Origin of the sequence: Vibrio sp. STUT-A16 (assembly GCF_026000495.1) — a bacterium.
In the GTDB taxonomy this organism is placed as follows: domain Bacteria; phylum Pseudomonadota; class Gammaproteobacteria; order Enterobacterales; family Vibrionaceae; genus Vibrio; species Vibrio diabolicus.
The window spans coordinates 337,585-360,764 of the sequence record NZ_AP026765.1 but is presented as its reverse complement, the minus strand read 5'-3'; the positions used below and the strand labels follow the sequence as shown (position 1 = coordinate 360,764).

The 23,180-nt window shown below is 45.8% G+C and carries 18 protein-coding genes; 6 read left to right on the top strand and 12 right to left on the bottom strand.

Annotated features, from left to right (window positions below; translation table 11 throughout):
* Positions 1-46 precede the first annotated feature (46 nt).
* The 7 genes from aroB to pilM form a co-directional block, all read right to left on the bottom strand.
* On the bottom strand, positions 47-1,147 hold the full coding sequence (gene aroB, locus OO778_RS01705) for a 3-dehydroquinate synthase (protein WP_258614184.1): 1,101 nt from the start codon (positions 1,145-1,147) through the stop codon (positions 47-49).
* Between the two features lie 32 nt (positions 1,148-1,179).
* Positions 1,180-1,698, bottom strand: coding sequence for a shikimate kinase AroK (gene aroK, locus OO778_RS01700; protein ID WP_005381319.1), 519 nt, complete (start codon positions 1,696-1,698; stop codon positions 1,180-1,182).
* 187 nt (positions 1,699-1,885) lie between these two features.
* Positions 1,886-3,628, bottom strand: a complete 1,743-nt coding sequence (locus OO778_RS01695; RefSeq protein WP_080955983.1) for a type IV pilus secretin PilQ family protein — start codon at positions 3,626-3,628, stop codon at positions 1,886-1,888.
* A gap of 31 nt (positions 3,629-3,659) precedes the next feature.
* Positions 3,660-4,175: a pilus assembly protein PilP gene (locus tag OO778_RS01690; protein WP_005395715.1), complete on the bottom strand. Its 516-nt coding sequence runs from the start codon at positions 4,173-4,175 to the stop codon at positions 3,660-3,662.
* Positions 4,165-4,758: a type 4a pilus biogenesis protein PilO gene (gene pilO / locus OO778_RS01685; protein ID WP_012841351.1), complete on the bottom strand. Its 594-nt coding sequence runs from the start codon at positions 4,756-4,758 to the stop codon at positions 4,165-4,167. The genes OO778_RS01690 and pilO overlap by 11 nt, the downstream gene beginning before the upstream one ends.
* Positions 4,751-5,326 (bottom strand): PilN domain-containing protein, encoded by a 576-nt coding sequence (locus tag OO778_RS01680; RefSeq protein ID WP_074191323.1) that lies wholly within the window; start codon positions 5,324-5,326, stop codon positions 4,751-4,753. The genes pilO and OO778_RS01680 overlap by 8 nt, the downstream gene beginning before the upstream one ends.
* Positions 5,310-6,326, bottom strand: coding sequence for a type IV pilus assembly protein PilM (pilM, locus tag OO778_RS01675; protein ID WP_164667087.1), 1,017 nt, complete (start codon positions 6,324-6,326; stop codon positions 5,310-5,312). Before pilM ends, OO778_RS01680 begins: the two co-directional genes overlap by 17 nt.
* 143 nt (positions 6,327-6,469) lie before the next feature.
* On the opposite strand from pilM, the gene OO778_RS01670 reads away from it, so the two are divergent.
* Positions 6,470-9,031: a PBP1A family penicillin-binding protein gene (locus OO778_RS01670; RefSeq protein ID WP_264910641.1), complete on the top strand. Its 2,562-nt coding sequence runs from the start codon at positions 6,470-6,472 to the stop codon at positions 9,029-9,031.
* A 51-nt stretch (positions 9,032-9,082) separates the two neighbouring features.
* Here OO778_RS01670 and oxyR read toward each other — a convergent pair whose 3' ends face one another.
* Entirely contained in the window at positions 9,083-9,994 is a 912-nt protein-coding gene (gene oxyR / locus OO778_RS01665) for a DNA-binding transcriptional regulator OxyR (protein WP_005395720.1), read from the bottom strand.
* Between the two features lie 170 nt (positions 9,995-10,164).
* Between oxyR and OO778_RS01660 the strand changes: the two genes are divergently transcribed.
* The 3 genes from OO778_RS01660 (at position 10,165) to OO778_RS01650 (ending at position 13,218) form a co-directional block, all read left to right on the top strand.
* Entirely contained in the window at positions 10,165-10,893 is a 729-nt protein-coding gene (locus OO778_RS01660) for a redoxin family protein (RefSeq protein WP_005395721.1), read from the top strand.
* A 192-nt stretch (positions 10,894-11,085) separates the two neighbouring features.
* On the top strand, positions 11,086-12,558 hold the full coding sequence (locus OO778_RS01655; RefSeq protein ID WP_264910640.1) for a dihydrolipoyl dehydrogenase: 1,473 nt from the start codon (positions 11,086-11,088) through the stop codon (positions 12,556-12,558).
* Positions 12,559-12,948: 390 nt separating this feature from the next.
* Entirely contained in the window at positions 12,949-13,218 is a 270-nt protein-coding gene (locus OO778_RS01650) for a DUF3624 domain-containing protein (protein WP_012841349.1), read from the top strand.
* Positions 13,219-13,424: 206 nt separating this feature from the next.
* Here the strand turns inward: OO778_RS01650 and argH are convergent, their stop codons facing one another.
* The 4 genes from argH to argC all read right to left on the bottom strand — a co-directional run bounded on the left by argH (position 13,425) and on the right by argC (position 18,669).
* Positions 13,425-15,299, bottom strand: coding sequence for an argininosuccinate lyase (argH, locus tag OO778_RS01645; protein ID WP_046874629.1), 1,875 nt, complete (start codon positions 15,297-15,299; stop codon positions 13,425-13,427).
* Positions 15,300-15,552: 253 nt separating this feature from the next.
* Positions 15,553-16,767 carry an argininosuccinate synthase gene (locus tag OO778_RS01640; protein WP_017821738.1) on the bottom strand — a complete coding sequence of 405 codons (1,215 nt, stop codon included), beginning with the start codon at positions 16,765-16,767 and terminating at the stop codon, positions 15,553-15,555.
* Positions 16,768-16,851: 84 nt separating this feature from the next.
* Complete coding sequence (argB, locus tag OO778_RS01635; protein ID WP_048626700.1) at positions 16,852-17,643, bottom strand: acetylglutamate kinase; 792 nt, start codon at positions 17,641-17,643, stop codon at positions 16,852-16,854.
* 21 nt (positions 17,644-17,664) lie between these two features.
* Positions 17,665-18,669, bottom strand: coding sequence for an N-acetyl-gamma-glutamyl-phosphate reductase (gene argC / locus OO778_RS01630; RefSeq protein WP_264910639.1), 1,005 nt, complete (start codon positions 18,667-18,669; stop codon positions 17,665-17,667).
* Positions 18,670-18,813: 144 nt separating this feature from the next.
* Between argC and argE the strand changes: the two genes are divergently transcribed.
* Together argE and ppc are read left to right on the top strand one after the other, a co-directional pair.
* Positions 18,814-19,950, top strand: coding sequence for an acetylornithine deacetylase (argE, locus tag OO778_RS01625; RefSeq protein ID WP_012841347.1), 1,137 nt, complete (start codon positions 18,814-18,816; stop codon positions 19,948-19,950).
* Between the two features lie 272 nt (positions 19,951-20,222).
* Entirely contained in the window at positions 20,223-22,856 is a 2,634-nt protein-coding gene (gene ppc, locus OO778_RS01620; protein WP_074191330.1) for a phosphoenolpyruvate carboxylase, read from the top strand.
* Positions 22,857-23,180: the final 324 nt, after the last annotated feature.

Sequence of the window (23,180 nt, the reverse complement as noted above, 5' to 3'; positions counted from 1 at the left end):
ACCTTAATACACTACAAGAATGACGCCCAAAGGCGCCATTACAAGGTTAAATATCGCGACCGAAGTCTATCGCCTGTTTGAGTACGTCTTGTGTCGTATCAGCAATGACCTCAGCACTACCAATGCCTGTAGGTAGAACTAATCTTAATTGACCATAGAGGACTTTTTTATCTCGCATCATATGTTTGAGGAAGTCATCGAAGCTCATACTTTCTGGAGTATGAACAGGCAGTTTGGCACGACGCAAAATCGCAACAATACGCTCAAATTGCTCTGCTGAGATAAGACCGCGCAGATGCGAAGTTTTGGCCGCCATAACCGTGCCAGCAGAAACCGCTTCACCATGCAGCCAATTGCCGTAGCCAAGCTCAGCTTCAATCGCATGACCAAAGGTGTGACCTAAGTTGAGCAGAGCGCGGATGCCCGATTCTTTCTCATCCTGAGCCACCACTTCCGCTTTTATTTCACAGCAACGTGCAATGGCATAAGTTAGCGCTTCTTCATCCAACGCGTACAAGCGTTCAAGGTTTTCTTCCAACCATACAAAAAAGTCTGCATCGTAAATGATGCCGTACTTAATGACTTCTGCGATACCTGCTGCGAATTCACGCTCAGGCAACGTCGATAAACAGTTGGTATCGATGATCACGGCTTTAGGTTGGTAAAACGCACCTATCATGTTCTTACCCAACGGATGGTTAACCGCGGTTTTTCCACCCACCGAAGAGTCCACTTGAGATAGTAATGTCGTTGGTATTTGAATAAAGTCGACCCCACGCTGGTAACAGGCAGAAGCAAAACCCACAAGGTCGCCAATAACGCCACCACCTAACGCGATGATCACAACATCACGAGCGTAATTCCCCTCGAGGAGGAAGTTCATCACTTGGTTAAACACATCCAAGTTTTTGTACTGTTCGCCGTCAGGCAATTCTAACAAGGATGCACTACAACCGAGCTGCTCGAGTTGCTTTAAAATTTTGTCAGCATACAAAGGCGCCACTGTGACATTACTGATCACAACAACTTTTTGTTTTGCATTTTTGTTTGAGAGAACTTGAGAGAGGTACGCCGGGTCCTCAAATAACCCGGCGCCAATAGAGATTGGGTAGCTACGCTCAGCTAGGTTGACCGTAATCCGTTCCATCGGTTTGCTCCAATTAAAAAAAAGATAAAAACTTATCTCTCTTCTAGCATTTTTACGATCTGGTTGGCTACCACTTTTGCACTCTGATCGTCAGTGCGAACAGTGTAATCCGCTACTTCTTCATACAGAGGATTACGTTCTTCAGCTAATTGCTCCAATACTTCGCGAGGGTTGTCCGTTTGAAGTAGAGGACGCTTCTTGTCACGGTTTGTGCGCGCAAGTTGCTTTTCAATCGTCGTTTCTAAGTAAACAACAACACCACGTGCCGAAAGACGATTACGGTTTTCTTTGCTCTTAACAGAGCCACCGCCAGTCGCAAGCACGATGCCTTGCTCTTGTGTTAGGTCTTCAAGTACCGCTTCTTCACGCTTGCGGAAGCCTTCTTCACCTTCTACATCAAAAACCCAAGAGATGTCTGCACCAGTGCGTTCTTCGATCACTGTATCGGAGTCAACAAACTCCATATGCAGTTGCTGTGCTAGATGTCTACCAATTGTACTTTTGCCGGCGCCCATTGGGCCAACAAGGAAAATATTACGTTTCTCAGCCATGTTTAGCAGTAATTTACAACATTGATTCAATAAGATCGCCACAAGAAAACACAGCTAAATCGCTGTTCTACAAGGCTTGTGGCACCAGTTCCTCACAGATAATTCGTGATAAGACCCGAAATTATCCAAGCATGGTGCCACTATTGCAACTTTATTTTTGATTTAATCAGTTTTTCACGAGGTAGAACTACTGAATCACCACCTTAGGGGTGACGAAAATTAACAGCTCACTTTTGCCAACATTTTCATAACTTCGACGGAAAAGCGCACCTAATAGTGGCAGATCGCCTAACAAAGGCACTTTGTCCACCGAGTTAGTAATGCTGTGCTGGAAAATACCACCAAGAACGACGGTTTCACCGTTATTTACTAACACTTGCGTCCCGATACGCTGAGTATCAATCGCAACGGCTTCACCAGTGCCTGTTTTCACGACTTGTCCAGGTCTATCTTGCGTAACGCTTAAGTCCAACACAAGACGGTTATCCGGTGTAATTTGTGGCGTCACCTTCAAACTCAATACTGCTTTTTTGAACGTTACCGTCGTAGCACCACTTGATGAGGACTCTAGATAAGGTATCTCGGTACCTTGCTCAATATAGGCAGGCTTCTTATTGGTAGTGATCAAACGTGGGCTTGAGATAATCTCAGCTTTGGACTCTTGTTGCAGCGCAGAAAGCTCGAGGTCTAACAAGGTGTCTGAGCCTAATTTTGCAACCTGAAAAGCAATGCTAGTCGCGTTTGGACTAGTTGCAGCTAAGTTTACGTTTAGGAAGTCATCGATACCTACTCCATCACCGTCACCACCGTCTTCTCCTTCACCACCACCGTTATATAAACCGATCGTGGCAAGGTTGTTTTCGATAGAACCACCAACCGTGTTATTGCCATTAATAGAGGTAAAGCCCCAGCGAATTCCCAACTCGTCCATGTTGCCTTCATTGATGGTCACAATACGCGCTTCAATTTGAACCTGCTTCACCGGGATATCCAAAGATTCAATAATTTCTCGAATCACTTCAATGTTTTCAGGTAGCTCACGAATCAATAACGAGTTAGTCCGCTCATCAATGGTCATACTGCCTCGCTCAGACAACATACTGATGTTCCCTTCTCCGTTGATCATCTCTGCAATATCTGATGCTTTAGCGAAGTTTACCTTGATGATTTCAGACGAAAGCTCTCCCATCGTTTGTTCTAGCTGCTGCTTTTCGAGTTGCTGTTTTTCGCGCAGATCAAGCTCATCTGTTGGAGCAACCAGAATCACGTTGCCATCAACACGCTTATCTAACCCCTTAACTTGCAAAATAATATCCAGCACTTGCTGCCACGGAACACCATCAAGACGAAGTGTGAGGTTACCTTCTACGGAGTCTGAGACAACCAAGTTGAACTGGTTGTAGTCAGCAATCAGCTGTAACACGTTACGTACAGGAATATCTTGGAAGTTAATTGAAATGAGCTTGCCTTCTTTTTCTAGAATGCTTTTATCCGGGGCTTTCTCATTGGGTTTGATCTTAGCCACTTTGATTTCCAAGAATCGCCCCGTTAAACGGTAATCATGCGTATATTCTTCATTAATGTGCGCAACCAAGCGCGTAGTTGAGGTATCGCGAAACACCTCTACACTTTCAACCACAGTCGAGAAATCTTTTACGTCTAGGAGATACAGTTGCTCGTCTTTTACCGAAGTATTAAGCAAATCGATACTTAACCCTTCCTGTACGCGTTTGACATCAACAATCGCGGCAGGTGACGCCAGTTCAACGACTATAACGGCGTCTTTATCTTTATTAGTGCGAAAGTCGATACTCTTTAAGGCATTAGACGATACTTCTTCTGCTGCCACTAAAGGGGCTAAAAATACAAACAACCATAAGGAGAAGAGCCCAGTTAGTATCCTTGTTGTACGTGTTAATCCTTGTCTCATTTTCATTACTCAATATCAAAAATAAATGGGGCTATCTCAAAGCCAACTTAACTTTACGCTTCTGCCAACACCCTAAGCCGTCGGGCAACGTTTCATTAATTAACAAATAGGAATGGCTGACGTGGGTCACTTTGCCATTGTTGCGTCCGAGGTATTGCCCCGGCTTCACTTTATAAACGGTGCCATTGGGTGCCTGAACGAGACCAGAAACCGTATTACCCATGCCCATAACTCCTTTCAAACGTAATTGGCTTAATGGGAATTTTTCTAATTTGCCAGTGCGCCTTCTTGAAGGCGGTTGCCAGCAATCTTTTCTTGCAACGGGCTGAGTGGCGATCGTGGCTTCTTTTGGTAACTCAAAGGGCGCACGCTGTACTTCAGGTGCGTACGTGACGGCAACATACTTATCTGCAGGCTTAAGTTTCTCGACATCTCGACGCGCCTGACTTTCCACCCCTCGAATAAAATCCGTTAATGACTCATCATTCGCCTGACATCCAAGTAGCAGAGACCCCATCAGTACCAGTAACAAATGCTTACTTGTCATTGTTCGTCTCCTCTGGCTTAAACTGATAGGTATTGGCTCGTACCCTAAAGTGCAGAGTTTCACTTTCTTGGCTGACACGCTGCCAAGTCACATCTTTAAACGTGATGATTCGAGGTAGCGTTGCTATCGCCTGAGAAAAATGTCCGATGTCATGAAAATCTCCCGTTAACTCAATGTTTAAAGGAAGACGATAGAGGAAATGCTCTGATTGCTTTTCACCCCAGTCGATACGGGTAAAGGTCAACTTATTGTCGATACCGAGTTCATTCACCGAAGCGAGCATCGTAGCCAACTCTTTTTGCGCGGGCAGTTGTTGTAGCAATAACTCGTAACGCGTGGTGAGTTCATCCAATTGAGATTGAAGCTGAGGCAATGCAGCTACTTTGTTCGCTTTGATCTTCAGTGCTACCTTGAGCGTCTGCTCCTGCTGGACCAAGTTATTCAATTGCTCTTCTTTTGGCTTAAGGTAAAACCAATAGCCAAAACCTTGAATGAGGAAAATCAGCAGCGCGATAACCACAAGCTGAGGCAACAATGGCCACTCTGCCATTTCATCTATTTCGAGATCCTGCCAATCAACCATGCTGGGCCTCCGCTTTTTTCTCCGGCACTTTGAACATGAAAGACACTTTGAACGTTTGGAACTCTTTTCCAAAACGCGCTTTTCCGTGAACGATGGAGTGCATTTCTACATCATTCAACTTGGCCGAACGCTCCATGTTGTCCAGCATCGTGGCAAGTTTTGGAGTGCTATCAGAGATCCCCGAGATCTCAATTTCCAGATCATTCATTTTGATCTTGTCGACATATACACCTTCAGGAATGACGGCTGGCATCAAGTTCATAAACTCGGTCGTTTTGTTTCTACCGTTTTGTAACCCTTCAACCACTTTTAAACGTTCGAGGATTTTGCTGTGCTCTTGCTCGGCGATTTTCATTGCTTCAATACGCTGGTCGAGCTCAGCAATGTAGTGAGTAAGGTAATCAAGCCGCTCCTGCTGCTGATCTTGTTGGTACTCAAAAAACTTTCCAATACCCCATTGAATACCAATGGCGACCAACATGCCTAACGCGATCAAGCTAATGAAACGACGTCGGTGCTCTTCTCTTTGGTTCTCTCGCCAAGGAAGTAAATTAATGCGATAAAGCACGCGCACCTCCTAGCCAATGAATGCCACGAATCGCGAGTCCTGCGGCTGTAGAGAAATGCTGCCAATCCGCGGCACGACGTTTACGTTTGGACACCTTCATCTCAAATAGCCCTAGCGGGTTTAGCAAATCACACTCTAGTGACAGTTGCTGAGATAACTCTTCCGCGAGCATTGGTGTCGAAGCTCCTTCCCCTGATAACCAGATACCTTTGATATTTTGCGAGCCATTAATTGAGGTGTAGAGCTGCATCTGACGTTTCACCCGTTCCACGATTTGGCGATTAAACAGCTCTGTTTTCTCCTGAGCATCATCGGACATCAAATCATCTTGAACAGGGCTGTTTGCTCCTCGAGTGCCGCAAGCAAACTCTTTGTGAAATAGCTCACCTTGTTCGGTAAACATGGTAAAGGAGCTCGATGAGGTGCCAATATCGAGTAAGCAGTACTTATTTTTGTCAGGAAAGCGATCGGCGGTGAGCTTCCAGATATGACCAAGACTTTGTGAATGCACGTCCACTAAAACGGGTTTTAGTCCGGATTTTTGTAATGCATCCACGCGACTATCGACCACATCTTTTCTTGTCGCAAACACTTGATAGTTATCAGTCCCACGCAACCCATCTTCGGCACGAAGACGGACGAAGTCTAAACTCAGCTCTTCGACAGGGAACGGCGATTGATGAGAAAATGCCTGAATCACAGCAAACTCAACTTCGCTATCTTCAAGATTTTGTTCTATTTGCAGTTTTTTACTGATCACCGAATTATCAGGCACTGAAATTGCGACCTTTTTAGCACCAAAAGGCAGTTCTTTTTTAATCAGCTTTAGGGTCTTTACAATTTCTTGATGATTTATAGTGTTATTTTCAGCGACAATACCTTCCTTTAGTAATATTTCTTTGTAACCCAACAGAGCGTAATTGTTGCCTGTGGGTTTAAGTACTACGGCTTTGAGGCTGTTATGGCCTATATCGATGCCGGTAACGATTAGCTTATCCATCTCTTACTCTCGCTCCGAAATTTCTTCGTGCAAAGGTTGTTATTAGCACCCAAATAAGAGTTAATATCTCTATGTGCTAAATTTTTGACCTAAGAGTACAAGGGTTTGCCGTTACACAGCCTCAACCAATCAGGGATTCTCCGGTGAAGTTCATAAAGCGTTTATTATTTTTAACATTGATTTGCATAATTCTTGGAGTCACCACAATATTTGGCTTCTATCAGTACGTGAAGCCTGAATTGCCAGATGTTGCAACTCTAAAAGACGTTGAATTACAAACACCTATGCAGGTGTTTAGTCAAGACGGGAAGCTGATCGCACAGTTCGGTGAAAAGCGTCGTATTCCTGTTACTTATGATGAAATTCCTCAAGACTTAATTCATGCGCTAATCGCAACCGAAGATAGCCGTTTTTACGAACACCCAGGTATCGATCCTATCGGCATCACTCGTGCAGCCGTTGTAGTTGCGATTTCAGGTTCTGCTAAGCAGGGCGCAAGTACCATTACGCAACAGCTAGCGCGTAACTTCTTCTTATCTAATGAGAAGAAGATCATGCGTAAGATTAAAGAGATTTTCATTGCTATCCACATTGAGCAGCTTCTGAGTAAGCAAGAAATCATGGAACTTTATGTCAATAAAATCTTCCTTGGTTACCGCTCATATGGTTTTGGTGCGGCCGCTCAAGTTTACTTTGGTAAGAGCCTTGATGAATTGACGTTAAGCGAACTTGCGACACTCGCAGGGATGCCAAAAGCGCCATCAACGATGAACCCAATTTACTCTCTCGAGCGTGCGACAAAACGCCGTAACGTCGTGTTAATGCGAATGCTCGATGAGAAATACATCACGCAAGAACAGTATGACGAAGCACGCAACGAACCTATCGTGGCGCGTTACCACAGTGCTGAAATTGAACTTTCCGCTCCTTATGTGGCAGAACTAGCTCGTGCATGGGCCGTAAAAGAGTACGGTGAAGAAGAAGCCTACACCTCTGGCTTGAATATCTACATGACAGTGGACTCTAAACTGCAAGATGCCGCGAATACATCCGTGGTAAATAATCTGCTGTCATACGATGAACGTCACGGCTACCGCGGTGCGGAAAAAGTGCTTTGGAAAGAAGGTGAAACCGCTTGGGACAGCGAGCAAATAGAAAAGCATCTTAAGAAGCAACCAACTTATGGTGACCTTTATCCTGCCGTCGTGACAAAAGTCGATGATAAGACTGCACAAGTTTGGGTTAAAAACCATGAAGAGCAGACCATTCCTTGGACTGGAATGCATTGGGCACGTAAATACATCACCGAAAACCGCCAAGGCTCAACGCCAAAATCAGCGCATGATGTTCTAGCGACGGGTCAACAAGTTTGGGTTCGCGAAGTGAGCGAAACCAATGAAGATGACAACACGACACAAAGCTGGAAACTGAGCCAAGTGCCAACAGCGAACACCGCGTTTGTCGCGATGAACCCGGAAAATGGTGCGATATTATCGTTAGTGGGTGGTTTTAACTTTGTTCATAGTAAGTTTAACCGTGCCACTATGTCAGTGCGTCAGGTTGGCTCAAGTATCAAACCATTTATCTACTCAGCAGCAATTGACAAGGGACTTACCCTAGCCACTCTGATCAACGATGCGCCGATTAACAAATGGGACGCAGGTTCTGGTTCGGCTTGGCGACCTAAAAACTCACCACCAACCTATGGCGGTCCAACTCGCCTTCGCCTCGGCTTAGCTCAGTCAAAGAACGTGATGGCAGTGCGTACGCTGCGTGAAGTAGGCCTTGATGAGACTCGTCAGTACCTTACTCGTTTTGGTTTTGATATTAACCAAGTACCACGTTCAGAGACCATCGCGCTCGGTGCTGGTAGCTTAACACCAATGAAAGTGGCACAAGGCTACTCAGTATTTGCGAACGGAGGTTATTACGTCGAACCGTTCTACGTAGAACGCGTGGAAGATGCATTCGGTGAAGTGCTGTTTAAAGCGAATCCAAAGAGCGTTTGTCATAAGGATTGCCCACAAATGAGCGATGAGCCAGACAATCGCTATGCCGATGAGTTTGGCGAACAAGACGTCGCGATTGATGGTTTGGCAACAGACAACGCACTGGAAAATGATGAACCTCAATATGCTCCACAAGTTATCTCTGAGCAAAACGCATTCTTGATGCGTGAGATGATGTACAGCAACATTTGGGGTGGTGGTAACTGGCGTGAAGGTACGGGGTGGAACGGTACTGGCTGGCGTGCACAAAAACTGGGGCGTCGTGATATCGGTGGTAAAACGGGTACAACGAATGACTCCAAAGATGCTTGGTACAACGGCTATGGTCCTGGTGTTGTTGCCATTGCTTGGGTTGGTTTTGATGATCACTCACGCGCCCTTGGTCGCACAACGGTTAATAGCAACCTAGGCAAAGGCCAAATTTCTGGTGCTGAATCGGGTGCGAAAACCGCAGAACCCGCTTGGATTGACTTTATGCGCGTTGCACTAGAAGAAACACCTGAGCAAGGTAAAAATATTCCAGATAACATCATTCGTGTTCGTATTGATCGCAACACTGGCATGCTAACGCACAAAGTAGACAGCACATCAATGTTCGAATACTTTGAAAAAGGCACTGAGCCTACCGAATACGCAGGAGACCGTTTGGAAGACAGTATTTATTCTTCCGGCTCTGGCGCAGAAGAGCTGTTCTAAATCACTAAAGCAAAAGGGAGAGCATTCGCTCTCCCTTTTTTATGTCGGCTTTTACGCCGCGGCGTTCAATGAAGGATAAGAAGCCAATACTTCTTTAATCTTCGCCGCCAAAGCTTCAAACCTTGCACGCAGTGGTGAACCCGGGCGATATACAAGGACTATATTGCGCGAAGGCGTAGGGTTAACGGCTGGTACATAGCACACACCATCTTTTTGCTTCTCATTGGGGATAGAAAGCTGAGGCAATAACGTAATCCCAGCACCAGCAGCGACCATATTCCGCAGTGTCTCCAAACTGGTTGCCTTAAAGCGTTCATCGTCTTTCGCTCCGGCAGCAAAACAGAAACCTAACGCTTGATCACGCAGACAGTGACCGTCTCCTAGCGCTAAAACGGTTTTACCATTCAACTCCAACATATCAACATGGTCGAGAGAGGCCCACTCATGATCACATGGCACCGCTACGCTTAACGGCTCGTTATACACTTCGATTTCTTTAAAAGGTGCCGTTTCATCAACCGAAGCCAAGACCAAGCAGTCCAATTTACCTTCTTCTAATTGACGCACCAACTGATGTGTTTGAGCTTCGTGCAGGAACAGCTCCAGTTCAGGAAATGCTTCTTTTATCTGCGGCAGAATTTTGGGTAGTAGATACGGACCTACCGTCGGGATGAAACCGATATGCATAGGCCCAGTCATTGCTCCGCTCTGACCACTCGCCATATCTTTAAAAGTTTTCACTTCACTTAAGATACGCTTAGCTTGCTCCACCAACTGCAACCCTGAATCGGTAAACAAAACGCGACGGCTGCTTCGCTCTAAAAGCGTGGTACCGAGTTCATCCTCTAGCTTACGAATTTGTCCACTCAATGTTGGTTGGCTAACAAAACATGCTTCTGCCGCTTTGCGAAAGTGCTTATGTTCCGCAAGTGCAACTAAGTACTCAAAATCTCGAATATTCATAACTCACAATTCGCTTCTTTTAACAATAGCTAATACCTATCAAAACCATAACACCAAACGATTAGAGCTATCAAAAGATTTTTACAATAATGGGCTCAACAGAACGAAACAGAGCAAAGAAAAACGCTAAGCTCTATACGCATAATTTAAAATAGTTAAAGGAAATCATTATGTTTGTATCTAAAGAAGGTCAACAAGTTCCTCAAGTTACTTTTCCAGTTCGTCAAGGTGACTCTTGGATGAATGTAACGACTGATGAGCTATTTAAAGGTAAGACCGTTATCGTATTTAGCTTACCGGGTGCATTTACTCCAACCTGTTCATCAAGCCATCTACCTCGTTACAACGAATTGTTCCCTGTATTTAAAGAGCACGGAGTGGATGAGATTATTTGTGTCTCAGTCAATGATACGTTCGTGATGAATGCATGGAAACAAGACCAAGAAGCAGAAAACATCACCTTCATTCCTGACGGTAATGGTGAGTTCACCGATGGCATGGGCATGTTAGTGGATAAAAACGACATCGGCTTTGGTAAACGCTCATGGCGTTACAGCATGCTAGTAAAAGATGGCGTAGTAGAAAAAATGTTCATTGAGCCAAACGAACCTGGCGACCCATTCAAAGTGTCAGACGCAGACACCATGCTGAACTACATAGCGCCAGACTACAAAACGCAAGAATCCATCACGGTGTTCACTAAACCAGGCTGCCCTTTCTGTATGAAAGCGAAACAAAACCTGATTGACCACGGTCTTCAATATGAAGAAGTGATTCTGGGTAAAGACGCAACGACAGTTAGTCTACGAGCTATATCTGGTCGCACGACTGTTCCACAAGTCTTTATCGGTGGCAAGCACATCGGCGGTAGCGAAGAGCTAGAAGCGTATCTAGGCTAAGCTGTCCATAGCCTACACCCTCGGTCTCCGGTGCCTTTGGCTCGGAGGCCAACCCTAACTCACTTCTTCTACTAGTCTAGATAAGTAGTCGTCTACCGATAAGGTGACTCCTTATACAGATTCAACGACCCAATTCACTCTCCAAGCTCAATGTAGCTAGCTTGGCTTAAAAACGAAAAGCGAGAGTTCACGATGAAACAAGTTAATGTCGACGTAGCGATTATTGGTGGTGGTACTGCTGGTCTTGGCGCTTATCGAGCAGCAAAAGCTCATACTAATAGCGTAGTAATGATTGAAGGCGGCCCTTACGGAACAACCTGTGCTCGCGTCGGTTGCATGCCCTCTAAGCTGTTGATTGCGGCCGCAGAAAGTGTCCACCAAATCGAAAAAGCGCCTGGATTTGGGATCCATCCGCAAGGTGAAATACGCATTAACGGACAAGAAGTCATGGATCGTGTAAAACGCGAACGTGATCGTTTTGTTGGCTTTGTGCTTGAAAGCGTCGATGATATTCCCGCAGAAGACAAGTTGTCAGGTTACGCGAAGTTTGCCGATGATCATACACTTATCATAGATGACCATACTCAGGTCACCGCAAAACGGATTGTGATCGCTACGGGCTCTCGTCCTGCCTATCCAGCAGCTTGGAATGAGTTGGGTGACCGTCTCGTAATGAATGATGATGTCTTTGATTGGGATGATTTGCCTGAGTCCGTTGCGGTATTTGGCCCCGGAGTGATCGGACTTGAACTCGGTCAAGCTTTGCACCGCCTAGGGGTGAAAGTGAAGCTCTTTGGTCTTGGTGGTCAAGTTGGTCCACTGACAGATCCAGAGGTGATGGCTTACGCAGATAAAACTTTTAAAGAAGAGTTCTATCTTGATGCCGATGTAAAAGTAGAAAGCATGAAGCGCATACCATCATCGAATGCAGCAGGCGCAGATAAAGTTGAAATCAAATTCATTAACCACGACGGTGAATTAGAAACCTTTATTGTTGATTACGTTTTAGCAGCCACTGGACGACGTCCAAACGTAGATAAGCTAGCGATCGAGAACACCAATATTACCCTCGATGAACGCGGCGTACCAACCGCAGATCACTATACATTGCAAACTTCGGTAGAGAGCATCTTCATCGCAGGTGATGCAAGTAACCAAATTCCACTGCTGCACGAAGCCGCTGACCAAGGTCGCATTGCTGGTGATAATGCTGGTCGCTTCCCGGATATTCGTGCAGGTCTGCGTCGTTCGCCAATTTCAGCTGTATTCTCCGATCCGCAAATAGCTATGGTCGGTGAAACTTTCAAACAACTGGAAACTCGCTTAGGAAGCTGTGGTTGTTTTGTTACTGGCGAAGTCTCGTTTGAGAATCAAGGACGTTCGCGTGTCATGCTACGAAACAAAGGGATGTTACATGTCTATGGCGAGCAAGGTACTGGACGCTTTTTAGGTGCAGAGATGATGGGGCCGAACGCAGAACACCTCGCGCATCTTTTGGCTTGGGCACACCAAAATAGAATGACGATTTCTGAGATGCTAGATATGCCCTTCTATCATCCAGTGATCGAAGAGGGTGTCCGCACCGCTCTACGTGATTTGAATGCAAAACTACACTTAGGGCCAGAAATGGTGAAACATTGCCTTGACTGTGGGCCTGGTTGCTAACGCTTTCATGCTCAATCGAGCCAGTCTTTACATACCAAACAAAACAGAAAGCCTCGTGATTAACGAGGCTTTCTGTTGACTACTTTGAGGCGATTACATAAGTACTACACTGCCATCATTGCGTAACGACTTACCATGATGATCGCGACTACACCGATCGTAAAAAAGCCACCAGCGATACTCAGCGCAAATTTCAATTCTGTCGACATGATTATTTTTCCTATTAAAGACTGACAGCGCACCATACATCAATCACGTGCCACATAAGATCTACAAAGCTAACTTTCCATTTTTGGTGGTGTTCCTGCGCTCTAAGCTGCGACAAAAAACGCTTTCTCTCTTTGTGTTAGGTATATAATCTGAAGCAACACTGATGCCTTGGAAAACACTATGACTTGTCGCCGTTGCGAGGAACATTGGTTTTGGAAAAAGCTTGGGCGTTGCCAACGATGCTTGGATCAGTTAACGGTGCTTTCGGTACTGTGCTGGATTGTGTGGTGGTTTGCGTTCAAAGATGATCCACAAAGCATCGAGTCGATCGCTTTGATCTTTGCTGGTTTCGCTTTCAATATTTTATTGTTTTTGCACTTATGGATGCGTTTTGTCATCTTGCCGTGGCAACGTCGGCGAGGACGAAAAGAGACGGATAAAAAAGAGTAAAGTGGCAGATAGAAAAAAGCCCCAAAACCAATATCAGTTCTGGGGCTCTCTTAGATTCTTCTAAGAAAAAGCAGTGGTACTTTAATAGACCGAGCTTCCTCTCAAAGGTTCCAAATTTTTTCGATTTTTTTAGCAAATACTGATGTAAGTGAATCAGAAAATAACTATGTCATTGAATGCTAATAAAATCACTCCGAAATTTCAGCTCATGCCACATGCGATTTTTGGATCACTTGCTCCATTAAATTGATCTCTAGCGCCACTTCATCACACGCGTGCTGACGTGGACACTGATCGCAATCTTTCAAGACTTTTTCTGGCAACAGCGACTTCGATGTTGGTAAGAAGCTCTGCTTCATAAAGAACTCTGGCGTTCGAGTGAGGACAAAGACCTTCTTTATCGCCATTTGACGTGCTTTCTCAACCAAGTGATTTACGATTGCACTGCCCTGCCCTTGACCTTGCCAGCCTGCTTCGATACCAAGAGAGCGTATTTCAGCCAACCCTGAGTCATACACATATAGAGAAGCGCAACCTGTCACTTCACCATGATGCTCTGCCACCGCGAAGGAGCCAATATCTCTCACGAGCTCATTACGAGAGCGGGGTAGATTCTCACCGAGGTTCGCCCAATAAGCCACCATGCCCTCTAGTGTTTCAATGTCCGTCAAACGTGCAGGACGCACTTTCACTGCCGAGCTGTCACGCTGGCTCAGACGTTTATCCGCTTGCTCTACCGCATAAGCGACTTGGTGAGGCGAAACGCCACCCAGCGCACAACGTTTTTCCAAACAAGACTCTATTGTCAGAATGTCATACACATCATCTTCAATCACCTCAGAGAAGGCTTTTAGCTCTTGCAGAGACAATTCTTCCAGCGCGCAGCCTTTGTCAATTGCCCCTACCACCGCTACGCCCACAATATGGTGCGCCTCACGGAATGGGATGCCTTTCGCCACTAAGTAATCAGCTAACTCAGTCGCGTTCGCATACCCTTGCTTCGCAGCTTCAAGCGTACGCTCACCATTTACTTTAATGCCATCAAAACACAGCGCTGCCATTTCCATGCAATCATTCCATGTGTCTAACGCATCAAACAACCCTTCTTTATCTTCTTGCATGTCTTTGTTGTACGCCAATGGTAAGGCTTTCACTGTCATCATCATGCTCGATAATGCGCCATAGACACGCCCTGTCTTACCACGGATCAACTCAAGTGCATCTGGGTTTTTCTTCTGTGGCATCAATGACGAACCAGACGTCACCGTATCCGCTAACTCAATGAAGTTAGACTCCCCTGAGTTGTAGAAGATCATATCTTCTGCAAGACGAGAAAGGTGCAACATAGAAATCGAGGCCACCGACATCAGTTCCATAACATGATCACGATCCGAAACCGAATCGAGTGAATTACGCGTAGCGCGGTGGAAACCAAGGTTATGAGCTAATTGTTCACGATCAATCGGATAAGCCGTGCCAGCTAAAGCACCCGAGCCAAGTGGACAAGTGTCGAGGCGCTGTAAGGCATCATTCAGACGAGAGTAGTCACGCTCGAACATTTCAACATAAGCCAAACACCAGTGAGCAAAGGTGACAGGTTGAGCGCGCTGAAGATGAGTATAGCCAGGCAATACAGTGCCTTGGTGCTGCTTAGCAACATGAACCATTTGCGATTGCAGACGATCTAAAGCAATCAACAGTTGCTGGCCTTGCTGACGACACCAAAGTTTTAGGTCTGTCGCTACTTGGTCATTACGAGAACGCCCAGTGTGGAGTTTTTTACCTAAATCTCCCACTTTACTAATCAGCTGCTGTTCAACCCACGAGTGGATATCTTCTGCATCTGAGCGAAGAATTTGATGAGGATCTTCCATCACTTCTAACTTCAGCTCGTTTAAAGCAAGTTCCAGCTTTTGCTGTTCTTCTGCCGATAGAACATCTACAGAAAGCAGAGCTTTAGACCATGCGATTGAACCTACGATGTCTTGCTCAGCCAATCGGTAGTCAAAACGCAACGAATCGTTAAACTCTTTAAATCTAGTGTCTGCCGCTTGGGTAAATCTTCCGCCCCATAATGCCATTGCGTTTCTCCTGATGACTATTGCTTACTCTAACGTTCTCGAATGAGTAGTAACCAATTTGATGGTCATTTGCTCACTTTTTCTTATGGGTCAACGTTACGGCAATTTCGACAAAAAATAAAGTATAAATTCAATATTTTTACATATATATTCAGGCGGGATGCATTTGCATCTTTGTACTCATAGACGTAAGCCAACAAAAAAGACCTGCTATCCAATAGCAGGTCTTTACTCAATCCGAGATGTGGAGAGATTATTTCTTCTGGCTGTTCAACGCACGGATACGGCTTGATAGCGAGTAAAGACGGATGAAACCACCCGCATGGCTTTGGTCGTAAACCTCATCTTCACCAAAAGTCGCGAACTCTTCTGAGTACAAGCTGTTGTCAGAACGTTTTTGCGTTACCGTGGCTTGGCCTTTGTAGAGCTTAACAACCACTTCGCCATTCACGTCTTGCGCTAGCTCTTCTGAAGCGGCAAGGATCGACTTACATAGTGGCGTAAACCAACGGCCATCGTACACAAGGTGAGACGCTTTTAGACCTAGCTCCTCACGGAATTCGAATGATGACTTATCTAGCACAAGCTGCTCTACAGCACGCAGCGCTTCCATCATGATGGTGCCTCCCGGTGTTTCGTAGCAGCCACGAGATTTCATTCCCACAAGACGGTTTTCAACGATATCGATACGACCAACACCGTGCTTCGCACCTTTTTCGTTTAGATACACCAACGCGTTGTATGGTGTCATCGCTTCGCCATCAACTTCGACCACTTCACCTTTTTCTACTTTCAGCGTGACGTATTCCGCTTCATTTGGTGCTTGCTCTGGGTCTACAGTCCATACCCAGCAATCTTCGTTTGGTGCGTTCCACGTATCCTCTAGGACGCCACCTTCAGTGGAAATGTGCCATGCATTTGCATCACGTGAGTAGATCTTAGTAAGAGACGCTGAACAAGGAATGTTACGCTCAGCTAGGTAATCTAAACATTCTTCACGGCTCACTAGGTCCCATTCACGCCAAGGGGCAATCACTTGTAGATCTGGTGCTAGTGCTGCGAATGCGCCTTCGAAACGAACTTGGTCATTACCTTTACCTGTACAGCCGTGACACAATGCGTCCGCGCCCACTTTACGTGCGACTTCAACCTGTGCTTTAGCAATAATTGGACGCGCCATTGATGTACCCAGCAGGTACTTACCTTCGTAGTACGCGCCGGTTTTTAGCGTCGGGTAAATGTAGTCTGCGACCATTTCTTCTTTCAAGTCAGCGATGTAGCACTCAGAAGCACCAGAGGCTTTTGCTTTCGCTTCAATACCTTCTAGCTCTTCTGCGCCTTGACCAACATCGGCAACGAAAGCAACGACTTCACAATCGTAGTTCTCTTTTAGCCACGGGATAATTACTGAGGTATCTAGACCGCCTGAGTATGCGACTACCACTTTATTTACGTTCACTTTGCTCATCTTTCTTCTCCAAACTTAACTGGCGCTGCGCTCGGCGGTCAGTGCCAACTACTACTTCCTAATATTGAATTCTTTTGCTGATGCTTATTGAGGCAAAAATTGCGTTCCAATACTTTCACCAGCGAATAGCTGTACTAATTTTTCTGGGTAACGCCAGGTGGCGACTTCGATAGGGCGACCAAGATCATTGGCCGCCTCCAAAGCAGCTTTAACTTTGACGATCATGCCGTCTGTGATCACATGTCCATCGATCAACATGTTCGCTTGTTGTTCCGACAGGGTTTTGATCAAATGGCCTTTACCATCTAATACACCACTCACGTCTGATAGCAGGACCAACTCCGCATCTAATGCGCCCGCAACCGCGACTGCGGCTTGGTCAGCATTCACATTCATCATCTGGCCATCTGTGGTTAAGCCAATTGAACTGATGATCGGCAGTGCGCCTGTGTTTAATACCGCTTGTAATAGCGTTGAATCACCCGGTGATGCTTTACCTACCGCGCCCAACTCTGGGTCAAGTTCTTCAACAAGACACAAACCACCATCCGCAAGGCTAAGACCTACTGCATTGAGTCCATCTGCGATGGCTTGACCTTGAAGTAGCTTATTCGCTGTGCCTGCAAGCGCGCCTGCAATCACCGGAATTTGATCGTAAGGCGTTACGCGTAAACCGTTTTTCTTTACGGTTTCAAGCTGAAGCTTTGCCATCAACTCATCAACTAGGTAGCCACCGCCATGAACGATGGCGATTTGTCGCTGTGCCGATTTTTGGTAAGCCGCAATGGCACCAAACAGTTGGCTTAAGGTTTGAGTGCAAGATAGAGCAGCACCGCCTAGCTTAATGACTAAAGGAGCTTGATTGGTTTGCGTCATCGCATTTCCCTCTTTCAACGACTACAGCAACGCTGTCAGTTCTGGGTAACCATAATGAATATTGAGACATTGCATCGCTTGACTTGATGCACCTTTGAGTAGGTTGTCGATGGCTGAAATCACAATGATGTGTTCGCCTTGTACCTTCCAGCCGATATCGCAGAAAGGGGTATTTTCGACATCCTGAATACGTGGAATGCCATCGCCTTTTAAACGCACGGCTGGCTTTCCTAGATAAGCTTGTTCAAATGCTTGAGCGACTTGTGGCTCTGTAACGCCTGATGCTAGCTTCATGGTGATCGTGGCAAGAATGCCGCGTTTAAAGTTGCCTAGGTGCGGAGTAAAAATCACATCGCAACCTAAGTGTTGAGCAATTTCTGGTTGGTGACGATGAGTAAATACACCATAAGGTTGCAAGCTCACTTCACAGAAACTGTTCACCATAGAAGCTTTACGCCCAGCTCCGGACACACCGCTAGTCGCGTTAATGACAGGCCATTGATTGGTATCCACTAATGCATTTTCGAGTAGAGGTTTGATGGCTAACTGCGAAGCAGTCGGGTAGCAACCTGCTACAGCAACTAAGGGAGCAGTTTTAATTGATTCCTGGTTCCACTCTGCTAAGCCGTATGCAGCTTTATCTAGCCAGTTATTATGTTGATGCTCGAAGCCATAAAAGGTGTTGTAAAAACCTTCACTTTGGACGCGGAATGCCCCCGATAAATCGAATACCTGACAGCCTGCCTCCAAGAAAGTTGGGGCTAGATCGTGGCTCACCTCATGAGCCGTTGCTAAAAACACCACATCCGATTCTTGAGCGATTTGCAGTGGATCCGTTAGTGGCGAGACCGGCATATCAATGATGCCTGCTAACTTACCGTGCAGCTGCGCAATATTCTTTCCTGCATCAACACTGTTGGCGGAAACGTATAAACCTGATAGCGTGAGTTGTGGGTGTTTATTAACCATTAACGCTAACTCTGCGCCGGTGTAACCGCTGGCTCCAATAATCGTGGTTTTTAGCATTGTGTGACATCCATATACTTAAAGGCTCAAATGACTATTCATATTTAATTTTTGCTTTATTTTGATTTTTTATTCATTAAATATGATTTAATATGTGTTTTACATTTTTGTGGTCTGTCTGTCAACAGGAGATTTGAAGAATCCATGCAATTACCAACTTTTCTAGAGGTCTATGAAGGACTCATCAGCACCTCTTCTATCAGCTCCACGGATCCGAGCTGGGATCAGGGCAATGCAAAAGTCATCGAAAAACTCGCATCTTGGTTTAAAGATCTGGGTTTTAGCGTTGAAGTGATCGAAGTCGAGCCAGGCAAGCACAATATGATCGCACGTATGGGAGAGGGTGAAGGTGGCCTTTTACTTGCTGGCCATAGTGACACCGTGCCATTCGATCAAGGGCGATGGAACTTTGATCCACATAAGCTGACTGAAAAAGACAACCGCTTTTACGGTTTAGGCACGGCAGACATGAAAGGCTTTTTTGCCTTTATTTACGAAGCCGTCAAAAAAGTCGACTGGAGCAAGCAGACCAAGCCACTATACGTATTAGCCACTTGTGACGAAGAAACCACCATGTTGGGTGCACGACATTTCACCGTAAATGCCCCTTTTAAGCCGGATTACTGCATTATTGGTGAGCCTACCAGCCTCGTTCCTATTCGCGGCCACAAAGGTCATGTGGCGAATGCAATTCGGGTCACGGGTAAGTCAGGCCATTCATCCGATCCTGCCTTAGGCGTTAACGCGATTGAGATCATGCATGAAGTGATGTTTGCCATGATGCAACTGCGCGATAAATTGGTGAAAGAATACCACCATCCGGGCTTTGCCATTCCAAGCCCTACCCTAAACCTTGGACACATTCACGGCGGTGACAGCGCTAACCGTATTTGCGGTTGCTGTGAACTGCACTATGATGTTCGCCCACTACCAGGGATCAGCCTGGATGGACTAGAAAATATGCTGCGCGGAGCATTAAAAGAAGTCGAAGCAAAGTGGCCTGGACGCTTGGAGATAATTCCGTTACATGAACCAATTCCGGGTTACGAATGCCAACATGACCACCCATTTATCGGTGGTGTTGAAGAGATCTGCCAAACCAGTTCAGAAACCGTGAACTACTGTACTGAGGCGCCCTTCTTACAACAGCTCTGTCCAACCTTAGTTCTTGGCCCGGGTTCAATTGACCAAGCGCACCAACCGGATGAGTTTCTCTCATTTGATTTTATCGATCCAACAATTGATGTGCTTTCAAAGGCAATGGTCAAGTATTGCTGTTAATACGCGAATAAACTCAAAAGTCAGTGCAGCTCGATTGAGCTGCATCTTTTTATCTTCACAATTTAGCGCTAGCCTTAACACTTATTTAACTTGTTATTTTGTAATTAATTTTCACTTCTTATTCTACAGCTGCCGTAAATTTGCTCTAAATCAGGAGACAGCGGAATAATTGCAAACTTAGTCTGCTTTATTTGACTATAACTGGTGCTTTTCGCTAGATTGGAGTCTTAACAAGGACAATGGATGTAGTTTTTTTACGAGGCAGGACGACAATGAACGAGAAATACGCCGCACTCAAAAGTAATGTGCGCATGTTAGGCCACTTATTGGGTAACACCATTCGCGATGCCCATGGCGAAGAAATCTTCGAGAAAGTGGAAACCATTCGTAAATTATCCAAATCGGCTCAAGCAGGTAATCAAGCAGACAGGGAAAGCTTGATAGAAGAAATCAAACACCTACCCGATGAGCAACTAACGCCCGTTACCCGTGCGTTTAACCAATTTCTAAATCTCACCAATATTGCTGAGCAATACCACACGATTTCACGCCATTGTGAAGAGCACATTTGTGAACCAGACGCGATTAACTCGCTGTTTTCTAAACTGGTACAAAACGATGTGAGCAAACTGGACACTGCACAAGCGGTTCGTGATCTGAATATTGAATTGGTATTGACGGCTCACCCAACGGAAATCACGCGTCGCACGATGATCAACAAGTTGGTCAAGATCAACGAGTGCTTATCAAAGTTGGAACTGAGTGATCTTTCTTCTAAAGAGCGCAAGAAAACTGAGCGTCGTTTAGAGCAACTGATCGCACAAAGCTGGCATTCAGACGTAATTCGACAACAGCGCCCTACTCCGCTGGATGAAGCAAAATGGGGTTTTGCAGTCGTTGAAAACTCACTATGGGAAGCGGTGCCAGACTTCTTACGTGAAATGCACGATCGCTTGAAATCTTACTTGGGTGAAGGTTTACCAATTGATGCTCGCCCTGTGCACTTCTCTTCTTGGATGGGGGGCGACCGCGACGGTAACCCGTTTGTCACTCATAGCGTGACACGTGAAGTATTGCTTCTGTCTCGTTGGAAAGCCGCAGATCTTTATCTCAATGACATCAACGAGTTGATCAGTGAACTGTCTATGACGGTTTCAAACGATCAAGTTCGTGAACTTGCTGGCGAAGATCAGCACGAACCATATCGTGCAATCCTGAAACAACTTCGCTCACTATTGAACGAAACCAAAGATATTCTCGATGCTAAGATCCATGGTCAAAAACTGGCCGTTAAAGCTCCGTTGCAAAAAGTCGAGCAACTTTGGGAACCTCTGTATGCCTGTTACCAGTCGCTAAATGAATGTGGCATGGGTGTGATCGCAAATGGCTCTCTACTAGATACATTGCGCCGCGTAAAAGCATTTGGTATTCATCTTGTTCGCCTTGATATCCGCCAAGAGAGCACGCGTCATTCAGACGTATTGTCTGAATTAACCCGCTACTTAGGCATTGGTGATTACGAACAATGGAGCGAGCAAGATAAGATTGCTTTCCTAACCAACGAACTCGCATCTAAGCGTCCTCTTCTGCCTCGTGATTGGGAACCATCAGAACCTGTCAAAGAGGTTTTGGACACCTGTAAGATTATTGCAGCACAACCGCGTGAAGCATTCGGTGCCTACGTAATTTCTATGGCACGCACTGCATCGGATGTGTTAGCAGTCCACCTACTTCTGCAAGAAGCTGGCTGCCCATATCGTATGGATGTTTGCCCATTATTCGAGACACTAGACGACTTGAACAATGCAGAATCGGTCATCAAACAGCTGATGGGTATCGACCTATACCGTGGCTTTATCCAAAACCACCAAATGGTCATGATTGGTTACTCTGACTCAGCGAAAGATGCGGGTGTCATGTCTGCAGGCTGGGCTCAGTACCATGCAATGGAGTCGTTAGTAAAAGTGGCGGAAGAAGAAGGTGTTGAACTGACTCTATTCCACGGTCGTGGCGGTACAGTAGGCCGCGGCGGCGCGCCAGCACACGCTGCACTTCTGTCTCAACCACCAAAAAGCTTGAAAGGTGGTTTGCGCGTAACAGAACAGGGCGAGATGATCCGCTTTAAACTGGGCCTTCCAGATGTCGCCGTAAACAGTTTTAACCTTTACGCGAGCGCGATTCTAGAAGCTAACCTATTGCCACCGCCAGAGCCAAAACAAGAATGGCGCGACTTAATGGAAGTGCTATCAGAAGTTAGCTGCGAGTCTTATCGCAACGTAGTTCGCGGCGAGCCTGATTTTGTGCCTTACTTCCGTCAAGCGACACCTGAGCTCGAGCTCGGTAAGTTGCCACTTGGCTCTCGTCCTGCAAAACGTAATCCGAAGGGCGGAGTGGAAAGCTTACGTGCAATCCCGTGGATCTTCTCGTGGAGCCAAAATCGTTTGGTACTTCCAGCATGGTTAGGTGCGGGTGAAGCGATTCAATACTCCATCGATAAAGGCCACCAAGCGTTGCTCGAAGAGATGTGTCGTGAATGGCCGTTCTTCTCGACTCGCCTTGGCATGTTAGAAATGGTGTACTCGAAGTGTAATATCGATATTTCTCGCTATTACGATGAGCGATTGGTGGATGAATCACTCCGTCCACTCGGTGAAAAGCTTCGCGCTCAGCTTCAAGAAGATATCAAAGCAGTACTGAATGTAGAGAACAACGAAAATTTGATGCAGCATGACCCTTGGGGACTCGAATCGATTCGCTTGCGCAACATCTACGTTGAGCCATTGAACATGCTACAAGCCGAGTTGCTATACCGTACACGCCAAACCGAAGAAGCATCTGCAAACCTAGAAGAAGCGCTAATGGTGACAATTGCTGGTATTGCAGCTGGCATGCGCAACACAGGCTAATCGCTTCATTTGTAATAAAAAAGCTGAGCAAGTGCTCAGCTTTTTTTTTGGCGCTGGATAATTGCGCAACCAAAAGGCAGTTTAATAAACTATAAAAAGCCCAAAAATTACCACGCAAAAAGAACAAAAAACCACAAGTTAACACTATTGATTATTATGTTAGTTTTTTAGGGTAATTTTGTCCTACTATTCCACTTCATGCTTATTATTTATATACTACTTGCCTGCTGAGAGCTCATAAATCCAATCATACCTGCTCCAGCCATGATGGGACTCCCCATCTCTCTAGGTGATAAACGGCTTTAAGGTGACAGGACCAACATT

Bases quoted from the DNA above. Each gene is read 5' to 3' on its own strand.
- aroB (WP_258614184.1), bottom strand. From the start codon at position 1,147: ATGGAACGGATTACGGTCAACCTAGCTGAGCGTAGCTACCCAATCTCT.
- aroK (WP_005381319.1), bottom strand. From the start codon at position 1,698: ATGGCTGAGAAACGTAATATTTTCCTTGTTGGCCCAATGGGCGCCGGC.
- OO778_RS01695 (WP_080955983.1), bottom strand. From the start codon at position 3,628: ATGAGACAAGGATTAACACGTACAACAAGGATACTAACTGGGCTCTTC.
- OO778_RS01690 (WP_005395715.1), bottom strand. From the start codon at position 4,175: ATGACAAGTAAGCATTTGTTACTGGTACTGATGGGGTCTCTGCTACTT.
- pilO (WP_012841351.1), bottom strand. From the start codon at position 4,758: ATGGTTGATTGGCAGGATCTCGAAATAGATGAAATGGCAGAGTGGCCA.
- pilM (WP_164667087.1), bottom strand. From the start codon at position 6,326: ATGGATAAGCTAATCGTTACCGGCATCGATATAGGCCATAACAGCCTC.
- oxyR (WP_005395720.1), bottom strand. From the start codon at position 9,994: ATGAATATTCGAGATTTTGAGTACTTAGTTGCACTTGCGGAACATAAG.
- OO778_RS01660 (WP_005395721.1), top strand. From the start codon at position 10,165: ATGTTTGTATCTAAAGAAGGTCAACAAGTTCCTCAAGTTACTTTTCCA.
- OO778_RS01655 (WP_264910640.1), top strand. From the start codon at position 11,086: ATGAAACAAGTTAATGTCGACGTAGCGATTATTGGTGGTGGTACTGCT.
- OO778_RS01650 (WP_012841349.1), top strand. From the start codon at position 12,949: ATGACTTGTCGCCGTTGCGAGGAACATTGGTTTTGGAAAAAGCTTGGG.
- argH (WP_046874629.1), bottom strand. From the start codon at position 15,299: ATGGCATTATGGGGCGGAAGATTTACCCAAGCGGCAGACACTAGATTT.
- OO778_RS01640 (WP_017821738.1), bottom strand. From the start codon at position 16,767: ATGAGCAAAGTGAACGTAAATAAAGTGGTAGTCGCATACTCAGGCGGT.
- argB (WP_048626700.1), bottom strand. From the start codon at position 17,643: ATGACGCAAACCAATCAAGCTCCTTTAGTCATTAAGCTAGGCGGTGCT.
- argC (WP_264910639.1), bottom strand. From the start codon at position 18,669: ATGCTAAAAACCACGATTATTGGAGCCAGCGGTTACACCGGCGCAGAG.
- argE (WP_012841347.1), top strand. From the start codon at position 18,814: ATGCAATTACCAACTTTTCTAGAGGTCTATGAAGGACTCATCAGCACC.
- ppc (WP_074191330.1), top strand. From the start codon at position 20,223: ATGAACGAGAAATACGCCGCACTCAAAAGTAATGTGCGCATGTTAGGC.